This is a genomic window from Janthinobacterium svalbardense (assembly GCF_002327145.1).
GTDB lineage: Bacteria > Pseudomonadota > Gammaproteobacteria > Burkholderiales > Burkholderiaceae_D > Janthinobacterium > Janthinobacterium tructae.
Map to the genome: position 1 here is coordinate 4286167 of NZ_CP023422.1, position 21367 is coordinate 4307533.

18 protein-coding genes are annotated in these 21367 nt (G+C 66.5%); 11 read left to right on the top strand and 7 right to left on the bottom strand.

Annotation, left to right across the window (positions count from 1 at the left end):
- The first annotated feature begins 53 nt into the window (after window positions 1-53).
- Window positions 54-1487 carry an MFS transporter gene (locus CNX70_RS18855; protein WP_096236087.1) on the top strand — a complete coding sequence of 478 codons (1434 nt, stop codon included), beginning with the start codon at window positions 54-56 and terminating at the stop codon, window positions 1485-1487.
- Window positions 1488-1506: 19 nt separating this feature from the next.
- Here CNX70_RS18855 and CNX70_RS18860 read toward each other — a convergent pair whose 3' ends face one another.
- On the bottom strand, window positions 1507-2412 hold the full coding sequence (locus tag CNX70_RS18860; protein ID WP_096236089.1) for a LysR family transcriptional regulator: 906 nt from the start codon (window positions 2410-2412) through the stop codon (window positions 1507-1509).
- A 6-nt stretch (window positions 2413-2418) separates the two neighbouring features.
- Window positions 2419-3867 (bottom strand): M20/M25/M40 family metallo-hydrolase, encoded by a 1449-nt coding sequence (locus CNX70_RS18865; RefSeq protein WP_096236091.1) that lies wholly within the window; start codon window positions 3865-3867, stop codon window positions 2419-2421.
- 173 nt (window positions 3868-4040) lie between these two features.
- Here CNX70_RS18865 and CNX70_RS18870 point away from each other — a divergent pair, with 173 nt between their 5' ends.
- The 3 genes from CNX70_RS18870 to CNX70_RS18880 all read left to right on the top strand — a co-directional run bounded on the left by CNX70_RS18870 (window position 4041) and on the right by CNX70_RS18880 (window position 6229).
- A complete protein-coding gene (locus CNX70_RS18870; RefSeq protein ID WP_096236093.1) occupies window positions 4041-4571 on the top strand; it encodes a GNAT family N-acetyltransferase in 531 nt (176 codons plus the stop codon).
- 120 nt (window positions 4572-4691) lie between these two features.
- On the top strand, window positions 4692-5138 hold the full coding sequence (locus tag CNX70_RS18875; RefSeq protein WP_096236095.1) for a glycine zipper 2TM domain-containing protein: 447 nt from the start codon (window positions 4692-4694) through the stop codon (window positions 5136-5138).
- Between the two features lie 140 nt (window positions 5139-5278).
- Window positions 5279-6229: a PP2C family protein-serine/threonine phosphatase gene (locus CNX70_RS18880; RefSeq protein WP_096236096.1), complete on the top strand. Its 951-nt coding sequence runs from the start codon at window positions 5279-5281 to the stop codon at window positions 6227-6229.
- Here CNX70_RS18880 and CNX70_RS18885 read toward each other — a convergent pair.
- Window positions 6210-6629, bottom strand: a complete 420-nt coding sequence (locus tag CNX70_RS18885) for a DUF2177 family protein (RefSeq protein WP_096236098.1) — start codon at window positions 6627-6629, stop codon at window positions 6210-6212. The genes CNX70_RS18880 and CNX70_RS18885 overlap by 20 nt on opposite strands.
- Window positions 6630-6965: 336 nt before the next feature.
- Here CNX70_RS18885 and CNX70_RS18890 point away from each other — a divergent pair, with 336 nt between their 5' ends.
- The 5 genes from CNX70_RS18890 to CNX70_RS18910 all read left to right on the top strand — a co-directional run bounded on the left by CNX70_RS18890 (window position 6966) and on the right by CNX70_RS18910 (window position 13748).
- Window positions 6966-8564 (top strand): FHA domain-containing protein, encoded by a 1599-nt coding sequence (locus CNX70_RS18890; RefSeq protein WP_244198863.1) that lies wholly within the window; start codon window positions 6966-6968, stop codon window positions 8562-8564.
- Window positions 8565-8955: 391 nt separating this feature from the next.
- Window positions 8956-9549 (top strand): metal-dependent hydrolase, encoded by a 594-nt coding sequence (locus CNX70_RS18895; RefSeq protein WP_096236100.1) that lies wholly within the window; start codon window positions 8956-8958, stop codon window positions 9547-9549.
- Window positions 9550-9664: 115 nt separating this feature from the next.
- Window positions 9665-10183 carry a sigma-70 family RNA polymerase sigma factor gene (locus CNX70_RS18900; RefSeq protein ID WP_244198864.1) on the top strand — a complete coding sequence of 173 codons (519 nt, stop codon included), beginning with the start codon at window positions 9665-9667 and terminating at the stop codon, window positions 10181-10183.
- The gene (locus CNX70_RS18905) at window positions 10183-11151 is read left to right on the top strand and encodes a FecR domain-containing protein (RefSeq protein ID WP_167389685.1); all 969 of its coding nucleotides are present in this window, start codon (window positions 10183-10185) and stop codon (window positions 11149-11151) included. Before CNX70_RS18900 ends, CNX70_RS18905 begins: the two co-directional genes overlap by 1 nt.
- Before the next feature lie 113 nt (window positions 11152-11264).
- Window positions 11265-13748: a TonB-dependent siderophore receptor gene (locus CNX70_RS18910; RefSeq protein WP_096236106.1), complete on the top strand. Its 2484-nt coding sequence runs from the start codon at window positions 11265-11267 to the stop codon at window positions 13746-13748.
- Between the two features lie 9 nt (window positions 13749-13757).
- Here CNX70_RS18910 and CNX70_RS18915 read toward each other — a convergent pair whose 3' ends face one another.
- The 4 genes from CNX70_RS18915 to CNX70_RS18930 form a co-directional block, all read right to left on the bottom strand.
- Entirely contained in the window at window positions 13758-14645 is an 888-nt protein-coding gene (locus CNX70_RS18915) for a pirin family protein (protein WP_096236108.1), read from the bottom strand.
- Entirely contained in the window at window positions 14642-15040 is a 399-nt protein-coding gene (locus CNX70_RS18920; RefSeq protein WP_096236110.1) for an OsmC family protein, read from the bottom strand. The genes CNX70_RS18915 and CNX70_RS18920 overlap by 4 nt, the downstream gene beginning before the upstream one ends.
- Window positions 15041-15199: 159 nt before the next feature.
- The gene (locus CNX70_RS18925; RefSeq protein ID WP_096236112.1) at window positions 15200-17521 is read right to left on the bottom strand and encodes an SUMF1/EgtB/PvdO family nonheme iron enzyme; all 2322 of its coding nucleotides are present in this window, start codon (window positions 17519-17521) and stop codon (window positions 15200-15202) included.
- Between the two features lie 19 nt (window positions 17522-17540).
- Complete coding sequence (locus tag CNX70_RS18930) at window positions 17541-19856, bottom strand: coiled-coil domain-containing protein (protein ID WP_096236114.1); 2316 nt, start codon at window positions 19854-19856, stop codon at window positions 17541-17543.
- A 363-nt stretch (window positions 19857-20219) separates the two neighbouring features.
- Here CNX70_RS18930 and CNX70_RS18935 point away from each other — a divergent pair, with 363 nt between their 5' ends.
- Both CNX70_RS18935 and CNX70_RS28985 read left to right on the top strand, forming a co-directional pair.
- Window positions 20220-20456: a hypothetical protein gene (locus CNX70_RS18935; RefSeq protein ID WP_096236116.1), complete on the top strand. Its 237-nt coding sequence runs from the start codon at window positions 20220-20222 to the stop codon at window positions 20454-20456.
- Between the two features lie 187 nt (window positions 20457-20643).
- The gene (locus CNX70_RS28985) at window positions 20644-21342 is read left to right on the top strand and encodes a YXWGXW repeat-containing protein (protein WP_244198865.1); all 699 of its coding nucleotides are present in this window, start codon (window positions 20644-20646) and stop codon (window positions 21340-21342) included.
- The last annotated feature ends 25 nt before the right edge of the window (window positions 21343-21367 follow it).

Below are 21367 nucleotides of genomic sequence, written 5' to 3' on the forward strand. Positions count from 1 at the left end.
ATGCCAGATCCCTCAGTACCATGTGGTGACCCTATTCGAGGATCAGCCACGCCATGCAACCACCGTCAAAACCCGCTCCACCCGAGCAGCAGGCCACCGAAGCCGGTAGCGTCACCACACCCGTGCGCGGCGCGCTTGCCAGCCTGTCCCTGGCAATGCTGCTGCCGGCGCTGGGCACCAGCATCGCCAACGTGGGCCTGCCCGACATGGCCAAGGCCCTGCATGCGCCATTCCAGGACGTGCAATGGATCGTGCTGGCGTACCTGCTGGCCATCACCGCGCTGATCGTCAGCGTGGGGCGGCTCGGCGACATGCTCGGCCGGCGCCGCCTGCTGCTGGCCGGCATCGCGCTGTTTGCCGTCGCCTCCGCCCTGTGCGCCCTGGCGCCCACCCTGTGGCTGCTGGTCGCCGCGCGCGCCCTGCAGGGCCTGGCCGCTTCCGTCATGATGGCCCTGACCATGGCCTTTGTCGGCAGCACCGTGCCCAAGGCCAGGACGGGCAGCGCCATGGGCCTGCTCGGCACCATGTCGGCGGTCGGCACCACGCTCGGCCCCGCGCTGGGCGGCCTGCTGATCGCGCACTTCGGCTGGCCAGCCATTTTCCTCGTCAACGTGCCGCTGGCTGCCGTGGCGCTGCTGCTGGCCTGGCGCTACCTGCCGGCGGACCGGGGCGGCGCGCACGCCAAGCGTCCCGTGTTCGACCACCGCGGCACCGTGCTGCTGGCGCTGACCCTGGGCGCCTATGCGCTGGCCATGACGCTGGGCCGCGGCCATTTCGGCGCACGCAATGTGGCGCTGTTGCTGGCCGCCTGCGTCGGCGCCATCCTGTTCGTCCGGGTCGAACTGAAGGCGCCGGGGCCGCTGATACGCCTGGCCATGCTGCGCGCGCCCGTGCTCGGCGCAGGCCTGGCGACCAGCATGCTGGTATCGACGGTCATGATGTCCACCCTGGTGGTCGGCCCCTTCTACCTGGCGCGCGGCCTGGGCCTGGGCACGGCCGTCACCGGCATGGTGCTGGCGGCCGGACCGCTGGTGGCGGCGTTCTGCGGCGTGCCGTCCGGCTGGCTGGTGGACCGCTACGGCGCGCAGCGCATGGGCGGCGCGGGCCTGTGCGGCGCGGCCGCCGCCTGCCTGGCGCTGTCCCTGCTGCCCGCCAGCCTGGGCATCCCCGGCTACGTCGCGCCCATCATGCTGCTCACGGCCAGCTACGCGCTGTTCCAGGCTGCCAACAATACCGCCGTGATGGGCGATATCGTTCCCGACCAGCGCGGCGTTATCTCCGGCATGCTCAATCTGTCGCGCAATCTGGGCCTCGTCACGGGCGCCTCCGTGATGGGTGCCGTCTTCGCTGCCGGTACCAGCGATATCACCGGCGCCCAGCCAGCCGCCATGATCCGTGGCATGCACGCCAGCTTTGCCGTCGCCAGCGCGCTGATACTCGCCGCGCTGGCCATTTTCGTGCTCGGCCGCGCTCTGAGCAAGCCCTGACCTGCCGCTGCCGGCGGCATCAGCCGGCGTTGATCCGGGCCGCGCAGGCGTCGACCACGCAGCCGCGCATCCAGCGGTGGGCCGGGTCGGCATCCATGCGCGGATGCCACATCAGCGATACGGTCAGGTCGGGCATGCCTAGCGGCAGCGCAAAGCTGAACATGCCGGCACGCAGATTGCCCGTATGCCGTTCCGGCACGGTGGCGATCAGGTCGGAGCCGGCGGCCAGCGCCAGCGCCGCAGTAAAGCCACCGACGATGCTGGCGATCGTGCGCTGCAGTCCCAGCGCGGCCAGGGCGTCGTCCATCGGCCCCGTATCCTGGTCGCGCCGCGCCACCAGCACATGCTGGCCGGCCGCATAACGCTCGGCGCTGATGTCGCCTTGCGCCAGCGCATGGCCGCTGCGCACCACGCCCACGAAGCGGTCGCCGAACAGCCTGCGCGTGCGCACTTCCGGACTGGTGAGGCTGCCGATCACGCCCGTTTCCAGGTCGATGCTGCCCTCGCGCAGCTGCACGCTTTCCCGGTCGACCTTTTGCACGAAGCGCAGGCGCACGCCAGGCGCTTGCGCGCCGATGTGCGCGAGCAGCGCCGGGCCGAAATTTTCCACAAAGCCGTCGCTCGCACGCAGCGTGAATGTTTGCGCCAGCTGGCGTGGGTCCAGCTGCTCCGCCGGACGCAATACGGCCAGCACCTCGCCTAACAGGGGCCCCACTCTTGCGCGCAGCTCCAGCGCGCGCGGCGTGGGCACCAGTTCACGCCCGGCACGCACCAGCAACGGATCGCCGGTCGTCTCGCGCAGGCGCGCCAGGGCGCGGCTCATGGCCGATGGACTCAAACGCAAGCGCCGCGCCGCGCGCGTGACGCTGCCTTCGGCCAGCAGGACATCGAGCGCGATTAATAGGTTCAGGTCGGGTAGCGACATAGGCGCTTACTCGCCCTGCTCCGGCGCGCGGCCGATCTCGCCGTCGATATTGGCCAGGAACCAGGCCAGCGACGACATCAGCGCCACGTTGCGCTTCAGGTTTTCCGGGTCGACCTTGTCCAGGGTGTCGGCCGGCGTGTGGTGGTAGTGGAAGTAGCTGTGGCTGTCGACCAGCGGCTCGAAGCTGGGCACGCCGCCCGTTTCCAGGCGGTGCAAGTCGCCCGTACCCAGCGCGTCGCGGCGCGTGAACGCGTGCGCGCCCATCGGTTGCAGGGCGGCCAGCAACGGCGCAAACAGTTTTTCCGCCTTCGGCCCCACGCTGGCCTTGATGCCGAACGGACGGCCGGCGCCGCTATCCATCTCGATGGCCGCATATTGCTTGCCGAGCGCCTGCTTGTGGGCCTCGAAATAGGCCTGGCCGCCACGGCCGCCGTTTTCCTCGTTCATCCAGGCGATCACGCGGATGGTGCGGCGCGGGCGGTAGTCGAGCTTTTTCAGGGTTTCCACCACACCCATGGCCGCCACCACGCCGGCGCCGTCGTCGTGCGCGCCCGTCGCCAGGTCCCAGGAATCGAGGTGGCCCGAGACCACTACCACTTCGTCGGCCTTGTCCGTGCCCGGCCAGTCGGCGATGACGTTGTAGCTGTCCGCCTCGGGCAGGTTTTGTGGCGTCAGGGTCAGGTGCATTTTCATCGGGCCGCGTGCGGCCAGACGGCCGATCAGCAAGGCGTCTTCCACCGTGACGGCAGCGGCGGGAATGCGTTTGTTGTCATCGAGGCCAGTGGCGCCCGCATGCGGGATGCGGAAGTTCGCGCCGCCGATCGAACGCACCAGCGCGGCGACCGCGCCCAGGTCGGCCGCCGCCTTCGGTCCATTGAAACGGAAGCGCGAACCCTGGCCGTAGGTGACGCCGGCCAGGCCCCGCTCGGCCATCTCCTGGTCGAACGGCGTGTCGATCAGCACGATGGCGCCCTTCACTTGCGCCGCGCGCGCCTTGAGTTCCTCGAAGCTTTTGACGATGATGAGGCGCGCCGTCAGGCCGGCGGCCGGGGTGGCGCCCGAACCGCCCAGGGCGGTCAGCACCACGCGCTGCGATACGCCCTGCGGACGGCCCGCGTAGTCGACGATGTCCGCCGTTTCCACGCCACGCACCCAGTGCGGCACTTTCACGGGCTGCAAGGTGACGGTGGCGCCCAGTTGGCGCATGGTCTCTGCCACCTGCTGCACGGCGGCCGCCGCGCCGGCGGAACCGGACAGGCGCGGGCCGATCAGATCCGTCATGTCGGCCAGGCGGGCATACGCCCAGTCGCTTTGCAGCGCCGTGTCGCGCACCTGCGCCAGCGCTTGCGGCGCATTGCCTGGCGCGGCGGCAAAGGCGCCGGCACTGACGATGCAGCCAAGAGCAAGGGATACAGCGGAACGGCGCAGTGGCGCGCCAGTCAGGATGGTATGCATGTAAGGTCAAGTCCAGTCAACAAGGTCGATGCGGATACGCCGTGGCCAGGGGCAAGGCGCGGCATTCTACGATAGCGTATTTGTTCTGTCATTGCAGCAACTTTTACGGCATCGATTGCCTCTCCCCCCAGAGTCGATTACCATCAAGATCGTGATCGCTAACGGATACCGCCATGCTCAAGGGAACCCTCTGTACCGTCCGGCATGTGCAGGCCGCCGACCTGAATGCCTATATTTCCCTCGTCAACGACCTGCCCTCGCGCGGCGAGTTTTTCTCGATGCAATTCAAGTCGCCCGAGGCCATGCGGCGCGACTTCCTGCAATCGGGTTTTGTCACCGAGGACAGCGAATTGTTCCTCATCGAAGACAAAGCCCAGCACATCATCGGCACGATCACGCACTTCAAGAGCCGCACGCCAGCCTCGCGCGAGATCGGCTACCGCCTGTTCGACCGGCAGCGCGACGGGCGAGGCTACATCAGCGAAGCGACGCGCCTGCTGGTCGATTACCTGTTCAACGCCTATGCGTATCATCGGCTGGAGCTGCTGATGGACCCGCTGAACATCGGCTCCGAGCGCATCGCGCAAAAGAATGGCTTTACCGAGGAAGGCTTGCTGCGCCAGGCGTTTTTTATCAATGGCGCGATGCGCGATGTCAAAATGTACAGCCTGCTGCGGCCCGAATGGCAGGCGCGCCTGCGCTGACTTGTTACCATCGGGGCAGGAATGTAAGAAGTTGTATTAGACGTGGAACAAGCTGGTGACAGCAGCTATAGTCCATTCCATGCAGATCATTGTGATCTCGCCGGAATGGAAGGAAATGCCATGTTGAACAAGAAACTCCTGGGTGCGGTAATGGTAGCGGCAGTGGCTGTGTCTTCGGCCGCAGTCGCCGGTGACCGCGACTTCAATACCGTTGCAGGCGCCGTTGTCGGAGCGGCCATTGGCAACAGCACCGGCGGGCGCAATGGCGCGATCGTCGGTGGCGTGCTTGGCGCCGCCGTCGGCAACAGCATCAGCACGAATGACCGCCATTATGACCGTGGCGGCTATCGCGGCGGCTACCGCGAAACCTATTATGCACCTGCACCGCAACCGGTGTACTACGCGCCGGCACCGCAGCCCGTGTATTACGCGCCGCCCCCGCGCTACTACGGCCCACCGGCTGTCGTCTACGTGCAACCGGGCCGCGGCTACTACCGCGACCATGGCCGCCGCGACTACTATGACCGCGGCCACGGCCACGGTCACGGCTGGGGCCATCGTCGCTGATCGCCACCCGCCCCTCTAAAACCTGCGCCAGCCTGCTGCCGCAGGTTTTTTTGTTAGATAAGCAAGGTATCGCCCCTGCACAATTTCGGCTAAGCTGTGTCCTATGTTCAACATTGCTGGCCGCCTGGACCGTTCAACCGATGCATTTAATCAAAGACGCGCTTGACTTCGGCCCCTGGCTCGATGCCGCCGCCGGCAGCAGCGTGGGCGCTGGCCCCCTGCCGCGGCGCGAAAACCAGGACAACTTCCTGCTGATCGATGCCAGCGGCCACGCCGTCTGCCTGTCGCGGCAGGCGCCGTTCCACTGCCAGGTGCCGGGCTGGCCGCGCGGCCATGTGCGCGCAGCCGTGCTCGACGGCATGGGCGGCCATGGCCAGGGGCGCGAGGCGGCGGAAGCGGCCGTGCAAGGCTTGCTGGCGATGCCTGCCTGCCTCGACCCGGCCAGCCTGGCAGCCAGGCTCGACGCTCTGCACACGCGCTTGCAGGATGGTTTCGCCAGGAGCACACCCGCCCAGGCGCGTCCGCCGGGCACCACCCTGACCTTGCTGGAAGTGCCGCCCGGCGAAGCGCCGCTGCTGTATCACGTGGGCGATTCACGCCTGTATGAACTTGCCGATGGAGTGGCCAGCATCCTCACCGTCGACCACGTACCGGCCACCGTGTACGCCATGCGCGGCGCGCTCGACGAGACGCGCTGGCGCGCCGCCGTGCACGGCGAACACCATCCGCAAATCTCGCAGGCATTTATTTTAGGCAACGCCCTGAGCGACAGCTTGCAGCTCGACAAGCCCCTGCGCGGCCTCGATGCATCCACCTTGCCTCCCTTTCTGGCGCATCTGGGCGACCGCCGCGTGCTGCGCGTGCGCCCCGGCGCCCACTATGTGCTGGCCAGCGACGGCTTCTGGGCCTGTGACGATCCGCTGGCGCTCACGGCCCGCTGGCCCGCCTTATGTGCCGGCAAGAGTGCTGCCCAGGCCGTCAGCGCCCTGTTCGACGACTTCCTCTCCGATCCGCCAACAGGTTTGCATAGCGACAACATTACCTTGCTGGCGCTGCGCTTCGAGGCGGCGTTCAGCGCCCCAGTCGGCTAGCCGATAGATAACCGGCCGTCGCCGACACGGCCGACAGCACGGCGCCCCAGGCCATGTCGATCGCCGTCAGGCCCAGCGGCCAGTCGCGCAAGGTGGCATAGTTGCTCAAATCATAGGTGCCATAGGCAAGCAGTCCAAGCAGCGCCCCCAGTGCCGCCGCCGTGCGCCCGCGCCGCGCGCGCAAGCCCGGCAAAATGGCAAACACCAGCAGCCCCGCCACGTACAGCAGATAAAACAACACGGCCGGCGCCCAGCGCGGAGACTCCGCCAGCAGCGGCCCCAGCGCCGCCGCGTACACAGGCTTCATCAGCACTGCCAGCCACAGGGCATCGATGGCCAGGAAGACGCACAAGGTGGCGCCATAGGCAATGGCAAGCTGGAGCGGGCGTTGGACAGGCATGCTCTTCTCTCGATTCAAGCGTTAGGAGGAACGGCCAGCATAAGGCATAACGCCCCTGGCTCGCATCGCGGGCGTAAAAATGCCCGGCCGGCGCGCACGCGCATTAACGGGAAGCGACTCCATGCAATATCAAAATAACATATCCAGAAAGACATAATATATGTTTTTGAGCAATAGTTTCCGTGGCATACATGACGGGGTGTGACCAGGGACATGAATTTGGGCAAAAAGTGCGCATTCCGGGGCCGCGAAAGTTGCCAAGCAGGCGCAAAAGCGCGTAAGCTCTCATGTAGACCAGAGGGCAGAATGTCCCCGCTCGATTCGAGTCAGAATGTCATGAAAAAATGCAGCAACCCGGAGCACCCGCACTGTACGTTCTGGGTCTTGCCTGGGGATACAGTCTGTGCGGGCAACCACCCGCAAGCGACGACTGCTCCCAGCAGCTACGACCTGTTGACCGCACTGCGCAGCGCCCGTTCCGAGCCATCGGCAACGGCGCTTTCGCACGCCCCTGCGCATGATTCTGATATTCGTGATGCTGTTATTCGCGATGCTGCCATTCAAACGGCAAGCCGCTCCTCACCGGCCGCCGCCGCCCCGGCATTCACGCCAGCGCCCGTTGCGCCGGCAACGGTGCCGCCCGCCTACCAGCCGGTGCAAGCCCACCTGCACATCAGCGGCTTCGATCCGCGCGCGGCAGGCGGACGGCAAACCCTGAAAATGGAATTGCGCGGCATGAGCGCCGCCTGCGCGCCGCAGCTGACCTTGCGCCTGCGCTCGGACCTGATCCCCCGTGGCCAAGTACAGCATGATTTCGTGCGCACCACGCGCGGCGACTGGCGCCCCGTGTTTGTCGAGTTTTCCTCGCGCAACAAGGAACACGGGCAATACCAGATCGAAGTGGAAGTGCACAGCCATGTCGATGGCGCCGTGGCGCAAAAATGGGTGTGCACCTTCGTCATCCTGGTGCCGCGCCGCGACGCCACCCTGACGGAAATCCACCAGATCTTCCTCAGCACGCACAAGAACGTGCGCGTGATGGCGGACGACGCGTCGATCGCCCGCGTGACGGGCGGCGACGGCTGCAACCTCGACGTGACGGCGCGCAATGCCGGCATCGCCCACGTGGATTTATCTGCGCCGCAAGGCAAGATCGACATGGGTTTTACCACCATTGCCTGGGACGAGGAGTTGATCGAAGTCGACCTGCCCGCCGCCAGCCACTGCCATCCGCACCCGAGCCAGGCCGCCTGCCTCGTCAATGCGGCGCCGGAAGCGGGCGAGCAGCGCCAGATCCGCCTGTTCGCGCTGGAAGAATGCATGCTGGGCCGCTTCGAACTGGTGGACCCGGAAGCGGACGTGCTGCTCAGCCATTTCAGTCCCGACGGCCAGGACAACAATGGCTTGACGCGCCGCCTGTCAGGCCGCCACGCCATCATCCGGCGCAGCGGGCAAGGTTTTGAAATCGAGGATGTATCGCGCTATGGCGTGCTGCTCGACGGCGTGTGGCCTGGCAAGCACAAACCGGTCGCCCTGCGCCTGGGCATGCGCATCGAATTGTCTGCCAGCATCAAGGGCATCGTCGTGCTCAGCGTCACGGCCCTCCTCGCGCACGGCGTAATCCTGCACCGCATCGACCACGGGGCCCGCGCCGAATGCTTTTACCTGCTGCTGCCGGAAGCCCAGCCTTCGCTGGCCAGCCACCTGGCCACGCCGCAGGCCAGCTGCCTGCCCGTGCTATTCCACCGCAACGGCGGTTTCTGGCATATCGATACCGCCAGCGGCAAGGAAACCGCGCTGGCCCCCGCCACTGCGCTGGATAAACTCAGCGGCTTCGCGCGGCACAACCGCTTCGCCAGCGAACCGTATCCGGAATGCTGGATCATCCGCACCGAGGGTGCGGCGCTGTGCGATAGCAGCGCGCTGACCGCCTGACAACGCTTCCTGGCACCTCGCTACCCGCTAGCGGGGAACGAGCACCAGGAAAATCATCGACAAGCCCAGAATAAACACCGCTTCCAGCGTAAACACGATGGCGGGAATCTGCAATTCGCGCGGGATTTTCATGGCGAGACCTCTTCAAAACGTGGGACTACTTTCAGCATAGCGCGCCCTGCGCCAATTACATTATCAACCGCACAACACACTTGAGCGTCCGGCATGACTTGCCGAGTTCGCTAGCCAGGCCCTGCCGACACACAATTTAACAAATTCTCACCAGATATTCTCCAAATAGCACCCCTCCAAGCCCTTGCATACTGTATATTCATCCAGTTAATATCCCCCTGCATTTCACACAACGCCCGCATGGCGTTTTACATTTTCTATGGCTTCCAACAAAGCGCATCATGCGACCGGTTGGGCTGCCGGCGTGATCGCCGCGGCCCTGGTCGCGCACGCTGGCGCCGGTGGCCCCTACCAAGTGCTGAGCATGCTCGCCTTTGTCATGGGCGCACTGGGCGGCACGGCGCCGGACTGGCTGGAAGTGGCCTGGTGGGCGCGCACGCACCGGCTGTGGATCACGCACCGCACCTGGACGCACTGGGGCCTGGCCTGGATCGCCCTGCTCGTCTACACGTATCTGCAATTGCCGCACCACCTGTGGGCGCCGCCCCTGTTCGGCTTTGCCGCCGGCGGCATCATGCATCTGCTGGCCGACTGGCCCAATCCGCTGGGCGTGCCGTGGATTTTCCGCCGCCACTCGCTGCGCTGGTGGAAAAGCGGCCGCCACGACATCATCGTCATCCTCGCCGCCTGGCTGGCCGCCACCGTCGTGGCTGACCACGTGTTTTTCGATGGCATCCACCTGCGCCGCACCGTGCTGGCATTTGACAGCCTGCTGCACTGGTCCGCTGGCGCACTCCAGACGACCTGGGCGAATCTGCAACAGTGGCAAGAGCGCTGGCGCCTGGGCGGCTGACGCGAATTGACGCCGGCGGCATGGCAATGTGATAATGAGTATCATTCTCAAACAGCCCAGCCAGCCGGCACCCCGCGTTCCGTCAGCCCAGCTCATCCCTTGCCTGGAGAACGCAGTGAGCACCGTCAGTCCCACCCATGCCAGCCCCCTGACCACCCTGTACAGCGAACACCATGGCTGGCTGTATGGCTGGCTGCGCGGCAAGCTGGGCAACCGCGCCGAGGCGGCCGACCTGGCGCAGGACACATTTTTACGCCTGCTGGGCAAGCGCGAGGTGACACCGCTGGCGCCCCTGCGCGAGCCGCGCGGCTACCTGGCGACCATCGCGCGCGGCTTGCTGATCGACCGCTACCGGCGCCAGGCGCTGGAGCACGCCTACCTGGAAGCGCTGGCGCAGCAGGCCGAGCCGGCATCGATGTGCGCCGAAACGCATGCCATCATCATCGAAACCCTGCTCGCCGTCGACCGCCTGCTCGACCGCCTGGGGGCGCGCACGCGGACCATCTTCCTGCTGGCGCAAATCGAGGAGCTCAGCTATGTGGAGATCAGCCGGCGCCTCGGCGTCTCCCTGCCCACCGTCAAGAAGCACCTGGTGCGCGCCTACACGGAATGCCTGCTGCTGGCGGCAGCCTGATGTTCACCGCATCCGCCCCCGTTTCATCGCCTATCCCCCGCAAGGTGCTGGCCGCCGCCGCCCACTGGCACGTGGAACTCCAGTGCGGCAGTGCAGACGCAGCCGCCGTGCAAGCCTGGCGCGACGCCAGCGCCGAGCATGAACGGGCCTGGCAGCTGCTGCAGCGCCTGGATGGCCAGCTGGGCGCGATACCGGCAGCGCTGGCGATTCCCGCGCTGCAGGCGGCGCAGCAGCGCCGGCGCGCGGCCGCCAAGATACTCGCCGTGCTGGTAGCGGCCGGCGGCGGCATCGCGCTGGGCCAGGCGGGCCTGCAATCAGGCCCATGGCAAGCCCTGACGGCGTCCTTGCGCACGGCGCCGGGCCAGCGCCGCCACGTGACCCTGGCCGATGGCGGGCGCCTGGAGATGAATACGGATAGCGCCGTGGATGTCGCTTACAGCGCCACACAGCGTCGGATCCGCCTGCACCAGGGCGAAATCATGATCACGACGGCATCCGATCCGCGCCCCTTCCTGGTCGACACCCCGCACGGCGTGATACGCGCGCTGGGCACGCGCTTCGGCGTGCGCAGCGACGGCGATGGCAGCACCGTCAGCGTCTTCGAGCATGCGGTGGAAGTGCGCTGCACGGCGCGCCCGGACGCCGTGCGGCGCCTGGAAGCGGGCCAGCAGTTGCGCTTCTCCGACACCGGCTTGGCAGCCGTGCTGGCCATGCCCGCGCACCAGGACAGCTGGCTGCGCGGCATGCTGGTGGCCGCCGACTGGCCCCTGCAGCAACTGGTACGGGAACTGGCGCGCTACCGGCGCGGGCGTCTCGTCTGCGATGCCGGCGTGGCGCGGCGCCCCGTCACGGGCACCTACCGCCTCGACGATATCGACGCCGTGCTGGAAAGCCTGTGCGCCTCGCACGGGCTGCAAGTGACGTACTTCACGCGCTACTGGGCCACGGTGGCGGCCCGTTCAACCTGATTATTTTCAGTTTTTTTGCGCCAGGGGTTGGTGTTTCGCTGCGCTGCTTCGGCTTCATGGATAAGTAGCCGATTCATCTTCCATTGACCATACCCTGAACAGAAAGACCGAGCATGCAGCTGACCACCCCCGTCCTCCATCCCGCCGCGCGCGCCATCCGCCTGGCCGTCCTCGCCATGGCGTGCGCCGCCCCTGTCGTCTTTGTCGCCGCGCCCGCGCTGGCGCAAGGCCAGGCCGCCGCTTCAAACGCTGCGCCGCAAGCCTACGCCATTGCGGCCGGCCCGCTGGCCACCGCCCTCAACGATTTTGCCGTCGCCGCCGGCGTCAGCCTGTCGACCGATCCCGCGCAGACGCGCGGCCTGCGCTCGCCCGGCGTGCGCGGCAGCGTCAACGTGGCCCAGGGTTTTGCCCAGGTGCTGGCCGGCAGCGGCCTGGAAGCGGTACAACTGCCGAACGGCGCCTACGTGCTGCGCCAGGCGGCGCCCTCCACCGCCTCGGCGACCGGCGTGGAAAAGACCATGGCGCCCGTGATGGTCAGCGCCAGCATGGAGCGCGACCCTGTCAGTGAACACAGCAACTCGTACGCGGCGCGCGCCGTCACCGTCGGCAAGGGCGTGCAAACCCTGCGCGAGATTCCGCTATCGGTCAGCGTCGTCACGCGGCAGAAGATGGATGACCAGAACCTCAACACCATCGACGCCGTGCTGGCCAACACCACCGGCGTCACCATGTACGACAGCCCCATGGGCGGACGCTATGTGTATTCGCGCGGCTTCATGGTCGAAACGTACCAGTTCGACGGCGTGAACCGCGCCATGTACTACCCGCAGGCGAACAGCTTTACCAGCAATACGGCCATGCTCGATCGCGTGGAAATCGTGCGCGGCGCCACGGGACTGCTGCAGGGCACGGGCTCGCCGGGTGCGGCCATCAACATGGTGCGCAAACGCCCGCTGGCGGAAAAGCAGGTGCAGTTGGCGCTCGGCGCGGGGCGCTGGAACGACGTGCGTGGCGAAGTCGACGTCACCGGTCCCCTGAATGAATCGGGCAGCATCCGCGGCCGCGCCGTGGCCTCCATGGAGCAGCGCGATTATTTCTATGACGTCGCTGACAGCCGCACGGACGTGCTGTACGGCGTGCTGGAATTCGACCTGGCGCCGGGCAGCAAGCTGACGACGGGCGCCAGCCATGAAAAACTGAAGTCAACGCCGTTTTTCTCGGGCATGCCCCGCTACCGCGATGGCAGCGACCCGAAACTGCCCCGCGAGACCTTCCTCGGCGCCGACTGGAACCGCTGGAATAGCAAGCAAACGGCCGTCTTCGCCGAATTCGAACACCGCTTCGACGCCGACTGGTCGCTGAAAGCCAGCGCCAACACCACGCGCGAGCGACATGACGTGAAATACATGTTCAGCCAGGGTGCACTCGATCCCGCCACCCTGGCCGGCATGATGATGTACGGCGGCGTGTTCGACTACGGCAGCACCAACAAGGGCATCGACCTGTCGCTCGATGGCAAATTCAACGCCTTCGGCCGCCGCCACGGTTTCAGCGCCGGTGTCAGCACCAACCGCCTGGAAAGCGACAGCGATTTCAGTCTGGCCCTGCTGCAGAAGCCGAACAACCCGCTGCAACCGAATCACGGTGTGGCCGAGCCGAGCGACACCTGGTTCCGCGAACATAGCTACCGGGGCGACCCCAGCGTAACGAAGATGACGCAGAAGGGCGCGTATGGCGTGGCCCGTTTCAGCGTCAGCGATCCGCTCACCGTGGTGGCCGGCGCGCGCGTCTCGAACTACAAATGGAGCAGCGTGTACCGCGACACGGGCGAGGTGTATATCGATCCGTACCGCGAAAACGGTGTCGTCACGCCATATGGCGGTGTGATCTACGCATTCGACAAGCGCTGGTCCGGCTACGCCAGCGTCTCCGACATCTTCCAGCCGCAGAACCAGCGCACGGCCGAAGGCGCCCTGCTCGACCCGCTCAAGGGGCGCAACCTGGAAGTGGGCGTGAAAGGTGAACTGTTCGACGGCAAGGTGAATGCCTCGCTGGCCCTGTTCCGCATCGAGCAGCGCAACCGCGCGGAGCTCGACCTGGTCAACACCTGTTCCAGCGGCACGGAGTGCTATTTCTCGGCGGGCAAGGTGCGCAGCGAAGGCCTCGATGCGGAAATCAGCGGCGAAGTGGCGCCGGGCTGGCAGCTGTTCGCCGGCTACACCCTGAACAATTTCAAGTACCTGGAGCAGACCTCGAATGCGGGCGTGATGTTTGCCAGTACCTACTCGCCGCGCCACATGCTGCGCGCGTGGAGCGACTACCGCCTGCCCGGTGCCTTGCAGAAGTGGAGCGTAGGCGGCGGCGTGAACTTCCAGACGCAGAGCTCGCGCGTGACGCGCGACGTGACCGTGGCGCAAGGGGCGTATGCACTGTGGAGCGCGCGCGCCGCCTGGCAGATCGACCGCAACTGGACGGCGGCACTCTCCGTGACGAATCTGCTCGACAAGCGCTACTACCAGACGGTGGGCGCGCCTGCGTGGGGCAATTTCTATGGCGAGCCGCGCAAGGCGCAGCTGACCCTGCGCGCGCGCTTCTAAACCAAGCGCCTAGGTTGCCGGGCGCAGGGGCGCCTTCGGCAACGGGATGAATTCCGTCTCGCCCGGCACTTGCCCCATGCGCTGGGCGCTCCAGTCGTCGGCCGCCTGCGACAAACGCTCCTTACTCGACGAGACGAAATTCCAGAACAGGAAGCGGTGGCCGTCCAGCGGCTCGCCGCCGATGACCACGAACTGCACCGGGCCGCTGCCTGCCGTCACCACGGGCACGGCGCCGGCCTCCAGCAGCGCCATGGTATGCGGCACCAGCGCCACGCCATCGAGCAGCACCTCTCCGCTGATCGGATACACCGCCGCTTCCGCCGGCAAGCCCTCCAGGCGCAGCTCGCGCCCCGCCTGCAGCGCCACGTCCAGGTACAAGGTCTGCATGTAGGTGCGCACGGGCGAGGTCTGGCCAAAGGCCGTGCCGATCAACACCTTCACCACGGCGCCATCGAGCGCCACGACGGGAATGTCGGCCTGAGGCGTGTGCGTGAAACTTGGTTCGTCTTCTTCATGCGCCTTGGGCAGCGCGGCCCACAGCTGCAAGCCGTGCGTGCGGTGCGGCTGGCCCGCCAAGTCGTGCGGCGTGCGCTCGGAATGCACGATGCCGCGCCCGGCCGTCATCCAGTTGATGGCACCCGGCTCGATGCGCTGGTACGAGCCGATGCTGTCGCGGTGGTCGATCGCGCCTTCGAACAGATAGGTGACGGTGGCCAGGCCGATATGCGGATGGGGGCGCACGTCGTGGTTGGCATCGGGCGCCACGTCGATGGGGCCGAAATGGTCAAAGAAAATGAAGGGGCCGACGGCCTGTTTTACGGCGGACGGCAGCAAACGCCGCACGACAAAGCCGCCGCCCAGGTCCTTTTCGTGGCTTTTCAGGATGGCCGCGCTCATGCCAGCACCGTCGTCACTTCGGTGGTCACAGCCGTCATCAATTTATGCAGCGGGCATTTGCCGGCCGCGGCCAGCAATTCCTGGCGCTGCGCGTCGCTCAAGTCACCGCTCAGGTGCAGGGTGGTGGCCAGGCGGTACACGCCCTTGCGCTCGTCGCTGGCATCGCGCTCGGTCGACACTTCCACATGCTCCAGAGGGATGCCCTTGTGTTTGGCGTACCAGACCACCGTGAGCGCCTTGCAGGCCGACAGGGCCGCGTCATACAGGTCGTGCGGCGAGGGACCGGCATCGCCGCCGCCTTCAGCCACCGAGGCGTCGGCGGAAATGATGTGATCGCGCACGTGCACGATGTGGCGCATGGGTTGCGACTGGTCGCGGATGGCTTTGATGGTCATGGCGTTCCTTGGTGCGTTTGGAAAGCCACAATTTACACCGTTTGCCCGCTTTGCGCAGCCAGCTCCCCTGCTACCTGGTCATATGATACGGAAGACGGTGTCGGCCATCAGCGCCATTTCTCCGGGTTCCGGCGTGACGACGCCATGCGCCGTACTCGCCTAATCGAGCGTGCGCGCCACGCGGAAGCCCACGATATCGTTCGACAGCACGGTGGAAAAAGCGTTGCGCAGGGCCGAGCGCAGATAGCGCGGGTGATACAGCCAGGAGCCGCCGCGCAGGATGCGCCGGCTGCTGTCGCTGCCCTCTTCCCACGCGCTGCCGTCGACTGGCGCGCCGTCGTAATTGTCGTGCACCACATCCTGCACCCATTCCCACACATTGCCATGCATGTCGAACAGGCCCCAGGAATTCGGCGCGAAGCTGCCCAGCGGCGTGGTGCCGCCCCGGTACACGCCGCGCGGGCCGCCGTTGTAGACGTACAGGCCGTCGTAATTGGCTTGCTCGGTGCTGATCGTGTCGCCCACGTTGAAGGCCGTGCGCGTGCCGGCGCGGCAGGCGTATTCCCACTCCGCTTCGCTGGGCAGGCGATACTGCCGCCCGGTGCGCTCGCTGAGCCACGCCAGGTACAGCTGCGCGTCATTCCAGCTCACGCCGACCACCGGGTGCAGATCGGTTTGCACGAAACCGGGATTGTCCCAGTCCGTTTCGGAACCGCCCGCCCAGCCGGTCGCCTTGACGAAAGCGCGCCATTCGCCCACGCTGACGGGGTGGCGCGCCAGCGCGAACGGGCGCTCGATGCCGACCCAGTGCTGCGGCGTCTCGCGCTCCAGCCAGGCCTGCTGCGAGCCGGCCTGGATGGCGGCCTTGTGTTCCGTCTCGTGCGCGCCCATCTGGAAGCGGCCACTGGGAATGAGCACCAGTTCCGGCCCCTGTCCCGCGCCATCGAGGAAATCGTCGCGCAAGATGCCTTCGGCATTGGCCACCGCTTCCACTTGTTCCGCTTCTGGCGCCGGCGCGGAGGCCGGCGCAGGGACCGCTGCTGCTGCTGCGCGGCTGGCCTCTGCGCGACGCGCGCGTTCCTGCTCGGCGCGATAGGCCGCCTCCGCCTTGGCGACGATGGCCTTGCGCTGCAATTCCTGATGCTCCTGCAAGGCCGTGGCGGCATCGGCTTCGCGGCGCGCGCGCAACTGGCCGCGCAGCGCTTCCTTGCGCAGCTTGCGCGCCTCTTCCGCTTCGAAATGGCGCTGCGCCTCCTGTTCGCGGCGCAGTTTGTCCTGCCGCTGCTTTTCCAGCGCAGCGGCATGGATTTCCGCCTTGCGGCGCTGGTCCAGTTCTTCCTGGCGAATCCGCGCCCGCTTGATCTCTTCCTCGCGCGCCTGTTCGGCGGCCAGCGCCGCCTGCCGTTGTTGCTGCGCCTGCTGCGCCGTGCGCGCCTGCTGCTGGCGTGCCTGTTCCGCCAGTTCTTCGGGCGACGGCCCGGCAGCACGCTCCAGATTTTCCAGCAAGGCTTGCACCGATAGCGGCCGCAATTCCGCCGTCAGCGAAAAACCGTTCTGCAGCACCTGCCACTGCGCCGCATTGAGCGCCTGCGGTGGCGAGGGCAGATGGCTGGCGCTGCGCGCATCGTCGAAAGGCATGCGCCCTTCCAGCATCTGGTAAATCATCACGGCCACTGCATACACGTCCAGGCGCGGGCTGGGCTGGCGCTGGTTGGCGCCTGCCTCGGGCGCCCGATAACCGTGCGTGCCCGCATTCGGCATGTCCAACGCCAGGCTGCTGTCCGCATTGCGCACGCGCGTCGCGATGCCGTAATCGAGCAATTTGATATCTCCCTTCGCCGTCAGGAAGACATTGCCCGGCTTGATGTCGCGGTGCACCAGATTGTGCTTTTCCCACGCATACGACAGGGCCTCGGCCACCGGCTGCAGCAATTGCTGCACCCTGGAGAGCGGCAGCGCACCCTGGCGGCCCAGGTAGTGCTCGAGGTCTTCGCCATCGAGGCATTCCATGATGATGAAATAGCTGGCCGTGGCCGGATCCTGCGCCCACTCGTAGACGCGCACGATGTTCTCATGCGCGAGTTTTCTCGCCTGGGTCGCTTCCTCGATCAGCAGCTTGGCGTGCGTGGCGCTTTGCGTCAGCTGCGGCGGCAAGATCTTCAGCGCCACCATTTCGCTGCTGCCCAGCTCCGCGTGCGTGGCCAGGTCGGTGGCTTGCCACACCTGCCCCATGCCGCCCGTTCCGATCAGCCGTTCGAGCCGGTAGCGGCGGTTTTGCGGGCCGATTTCCTGGCCCGTCATGAAGCCCAGTTCCGTGCCCTGGCGCACCGGCAGCGGCGCGGCCACGGGTGCAGCGCCGGGCGGCGCGTACTCGGCGTCGAGGATAGCGTTTTTGCGGCGTTCAAATTCCTGCTCGCTGAGCAGCCCGTCGTCATGGAGGGCGCGCAGTTCCCGCAGTTTGTCTCGTGCTTTTTGCATCATCTGGGGTGAAACGCTTCCATCAAGGCTGCAGGGCGACGCCACAGGCGGCGCAGAATTTATCTTCCGGATGGCCAGCGCGCTGCACGTGGCCGTTCTTGCAGCGCAGCGACGCCGCGCTGGCCGCACCTGGCTGCAGCGCCTGCGCCACGGCCACGCCCAGCTGCGCCTGCGCCGACAGGCCATGCGCATGCGCCGCGTTCTGCAGGTTGATCAGGTCGAGCTGCTGGCGCCGTTCGCGTTCCGCCTGGCCTTCCAGGTAGCTGCGCTCCTGCGCCACGCTGTCCTGTGCCATGCGCATGGCGTCCAGCGGCGCGACGCTGTTCTCGGCCGCCGCCAGCGCCGCCAGCGCGTGAATCTGCTCGGCGCTCATGCCCGCCTGCAGCTGCGTTTTCAGCACTTGCGCCAGCGCGGCCGCGTTCTGCCCGGCGGCCATGGCCAGCTTGCCCGTGTCGCTCAAGCTGCCGATTTTCTCGATGCGGTCGATATCGATGCGCGCCAGTTCTGCCGCATGCGCCTGCTGCGCCAGCAAGGCTTCGTATTCGCCTTTCCAGCGCGCGTAATCGCTTTCGCGCTGCTGCGCCATGGCCAGCAAATCGCGCTGCCATTGCGCTTCCTGTTCCAGCTGGCGCAGCTGCTGGCGCTGTTCCTCGATGGCCAGCGCGTCGAGCTGCGCCAGCTGCGTTTGCTGCTGCAGCTGGCGCGCGTGCACGCCGTCGGCCTCGATGGTGCGCAACAGCTTTTCCTGCTGCGCGATGGCGTCTTCGCGCGCGCCGCCGCGCCGCAGCGCCGCCACTTTTTCCGCGATTTCCGCCGCCTGCACCTGCGCCGCTTCATCCTTGTGCGCCTCGGCGCGCAGCAATTCGCGCCGGCGCGCCAGCTGCATCTGGTCTTCCCACTCCTGCACCCGCTCCGCTTCGCGCTTGCGCGCCGCATTCGCCAGCATCAGGCCCTGCCAGGCGGCCTGGTGCTGCTCCGCCTCCAGCTGCGCCTCGCGCTGGGCCGCATCCGCTTGCGCCTGGCGCAGGCGCGCCAGCTGGGTGCGGCGGCCCGTCTCGTCGTCGATCAGCAACGCGCTTTCGATCTGCTGCGCAATCGACTGCAAGTGCACCTGATGCGTAAAGCGCTGCTGCGCCAGCTGGATCTGTTCACGCCCATGCAGCTGCGACAGTTCCAGCTCGCTGCGCATCTTGATGGCGGCCAGCGCGCGCACGTGTTCCCAGTTGGCCGTTTCATCGGCGCGCTGTGCACCCTTCTGCGCCAGTTCCTGTTCCAGCTCGCCCAGCGCCAGCGCGGCGCCGTGGTCGAGCGCCTGGCGCCGCGATTTCGCTTCCAGGATGCGGCCATACAGGTCGATCTGGCGTCCGCGCAGCGCCTGCAGGCGCTCCGCTTCCTGGTGGCCCAGCTCCGCTTTTTCCAGCGTCGCATCCTGCCGCAGTTCGGCGCGCCGGTGCGCGTGGCGCGCCGCCAGTTCTTCGCGGCGGATGCGCTGCCACTCTTCCTCGTCATACAGCTGGTCGAGCTGTTTCATGCGTTCCAGGCTGTGCTGCTCCAGTTCCTGCGCCGGCAAGCCGCCCAGCCACAGGGTGCCGATGGCGGCGTCGGCGTTGCCGTCGCGCTTGTCATGGCGTAGCGCCAGCGTCTCCACGCGCGCCACGGCCAGGCCGGATGGCGCCAGGCGCTGGGTCAGGGCCGATTGCAGGCGTTCGTTCAATTCCGGCCGCAGATCCGCATTCGCGTCCATCTCGCGCAGCGCGCGGCTGCCGATGAATTCCAGCGCAATCTGGCGCACGGACGGCAGCAGCAAGGCGTGCAGGTGGGCGCGCGTGACGGCACCGGGCGCGCGCATGAACTGGCGCGCGAATGCATCGGGCTGGCCCAGCGCGATATCGATACGCAAGGACGCGGCGACGTTGAGCAGTTCCGTGCTGGCCAGGCCGGGCAGGTCGAATTCGAGATGCATGGCGTCGGCGCGCGCGATCAGCACTTCGGCCGGGCGCGCCGGCAGCAGCGCGGGCAGGCGCGCAAAGAAGGCGGCGCTGTCGTAGTCGCCGGCCGGTATCAAGGTGAAAGCGTCCGATTGCACGATCCAGGCGCGTGACTCGGCGGGCACCTGCAGGAGGCGCGCCGCGCTGCCGAACAGCGAGGACAGCTCGCGCACGCCAAAGAACAGGGCCAGTTGCCCATCAGCAAGATGCCATTGGTTGGCATGCAGCACCGCGTCGCTGTCGGGGGCGCCCAGCGACAAGCCGCATTGCGCGCAATAGCCGGCGGCAGCGCCGTTCTTGTGCTCGCAGCGCGGGCAGCGGGCGCCGCCAAAACCAAACAATTGGAACATGTGTGACTCCTGATGAGAATGATTGTGTGCGCAAGTGTGCGCAACACGGCTGCCATGCCGATTCTAGCAGGACAGCTCGCAGCACCTGCCGCGCGCCGCGTGTGCAGAACACGGCGCACAACAGGCGCACAACACTGTGCAGTGTCAAATAATGCCATAGAGCAATTGCATTCATATGCACGGATACAGGGCTAATTAGGCCTCAATTCAAGCGGTCGCCCGCCAGCCCTGGCGCAGGCATTTCAGCGCCGTTTTTTTGCAGGCCATCCCGCCAAAACCACGGCTGGTCGCATCTGCATGGCGCGCTGGCGCGCCCTTGGCTACAGTGCATGCATACCCACCCGCCACCCGAAAGGAACCATCATGAAAACTTTGAAAAACATGGAAGCCATCTTCACCGTCGCCATCGCCATCGCTTGCGGCGCCAGCTATGTCAGCTTCATGCAGCCATCAGCAGCCAGGACCGCCGCTGTGGCGCAAGCGAGCGCCATCCCCGTCGTGGTGGTCAGCGCCAAGCGCCTGACGGAACAGGAAAAGAAAATCTCGCTGATCGAGGAACGGCAAGCCTTGCTGGGCAACGCCACCGCCAGCACCTTGTGAGCCATCCATGCTGACTGTATGCCGCCTGGCGCAGCGTAAATAGCCACGCGCCAGGCCGCCATTTGTATCCGCCACGGATACACGGACACACAGCATTGTGTCAATTGTAATAAGTTGAATCAAAGGCGAAAAACCGCCAGCAAACGCCTATAGTCCATTTCACGCAATCACCGAAATGGAGCACACCATGAAACCCATCGCACTCTACGCAGCAGCCATGCTTGCCATCAGCACCGCGGCTTTTTTGCCGGCGCAGGCGATGGCACAGAATCAGCTCGGCGTGAGCATAGTCGTCGGCAACGCCCCGCCTCCACCACGCTTTGAAAGCGCCCCCGCACCACGCGCCGGCTATGTCTGGGCACCGGGCTACTGGAACTGGGACGGCCAGCGCCATGTCTGGAGCGGCGGCGAATGGCTGCGCGAACGCGGCGGCAACCAGTACCGCCGCGCCGCCTGGATACAAGAGAACAACCGTTGGCGCCTGGACCGTGGCGGCTGGGTCGCCGCGCAAGTGCAGCCCGTGCGCTATGACGACATCCGCATCGCCCCGCCGCCACCGCGCCGCGAAGCCATCCCGCGCGCCCGCCACGGCTACACCTGGGCGCCCGGCCACTGGGAATGGCGCAGCCAGCGCTACGCCTGGACACCCGGCGTGTGGATCGCCGAACGCCCCGGCTATGCGTATGCGCCACCCGCCTGGAACCAGCGCGATGGCCGCTGGCAGATGGAGCAAGGCCGCTGGTCGCCACGCGGCCCGAACGGCGACCGCGACCGCGACGGCATCCCCAATCGCTATGACCGCGACAATGGCAACCGCCACGACCGCGACGGCGATGGCATCCCCAACCGCGACGACCGGCGCCCCGACAATCCGCGCCGCGACTAAAATGCAGTTGTAGTACCCACCAAGG

Bases quoted from the DNA above. Each gene is read 5' to 3' on its own strand.
- CNX70_RS18880 (WP_096236096.1), top strand. From the start codon at position 5,279: ATGCATTTAATCAAAGACGCGCTTGACTTCGGCCCCTGGCTCGATGCC.
- CNX70_RS18935 (WP_096236116.1), top strand. From the start codon at position 20,220: ATGAAAACTTTGAAAAACATGGAAGCCATCTTCACCGTCGCCATCGCC.
- CNX70_RS18915 (WP_096236108.1), bottom strand. From the start codon at position 14,645: ATGAGCGCGGCCATCCTGAAAAGCCACGAAAAGGACCTGGGCGGCGGC.
- CNX70_RS18930 (WP_096236114.1), bottom strand. From the start codon at position 19,856: ATGTTCCAATTGTTTGGTTTTGGCGGCGCCCGCTGCCCGCGCTGCGAG.
- CNX70_RS18890 (WP_244198863.1), top strand. From the start codon at position 6,966: ATGAAAAAATGCAGCAACCCGGAGCACCCGCACTGTACGTTCTGGGTC.
- CNX70_RS18865 (WP_096236091.1), bottom strand. From the start codon at position 3,867: ATGCATACCATCCTGACTGGCGCGCCACTGCGCCGTTCCGCTGTATCC.
- CNX70_RS18885 (WP_096236098.1), bottom strand. From the start codon at position 6,629: ATGCCTGTCCAACGCCCGCTCCAGCTTGCCATTGCCTATGGCGCCACC.
- CNX70_RS18895 (WP_096236100.1), top strand. From the start codon at position 8,956: ATGGCTTCCAACAAAGCGCATCATGCGACCGGTTGGGCTGCCGGCGTG.
- CNX70_RS18925 (WP_096236112.1), bottom strand. From the start codon at position 17,521: ATGATGCAAAAAGCACGAGACAAACTGCGGGAACTGCGCGCCCTCCAT.
- CNX70_RS18855 (WP_096236087.1), top strand. From the start codon at position 54: ATGCAACCACCGTCAAAACCCGCTCCACCCGAGCAGCAGGCCACCGAA.
- CNX70_RS18910 (WP_096236106.1), top strand. From the start codon at position 11,265: ATGCAGCTGACCACCCCCGTCCTCCATCCCGCCGCGCGCGCCATCCGC.
- CNX70_RS18905 (WP_167389685.1), top strand. From the start codon at position 10,183: ATGTTCACCGCATCCGCCCCCGTTTCATCGCCTATCCCCCGCAAGGTG.
- CNX70_RS18860 (WP_096236089.1), bottom strand. From the start codon at position 2,412: ATGTCGCTACCCGACCTGAACCTATTAATCGCGCTCGATGTCCTGCTG.
- CNX70_RS28985 (WP_244198865.1), top strand. From the start codon at position 20,644: ATGAAACCCATCGCACTCTACGCAGCAGCCATGCTTGCCATCAGCACC.
- CNX70_RS18875 (WP_096236095.1), top strand. From the start codon at position 4,692: ATGTTGAACAAGAAACTCCTGGGTGCGGTAATGGTAGCGGCAGTGGCT.
- CNX70_RS18870 (WP_096236093.1), top strand. From the start codon at position 4,041: ATGCTCAAGGGAACCCTCTGTACCGTCCGGCATGTGCAGGCCGCCGAC.
- CNX70_RS18920 (WP_096236110.1), bottom strand. From the start codon at position 15,040: ATGACCATCAAAGCCATCCGCGACCAGTCGCAACCCATGCGCCACATC.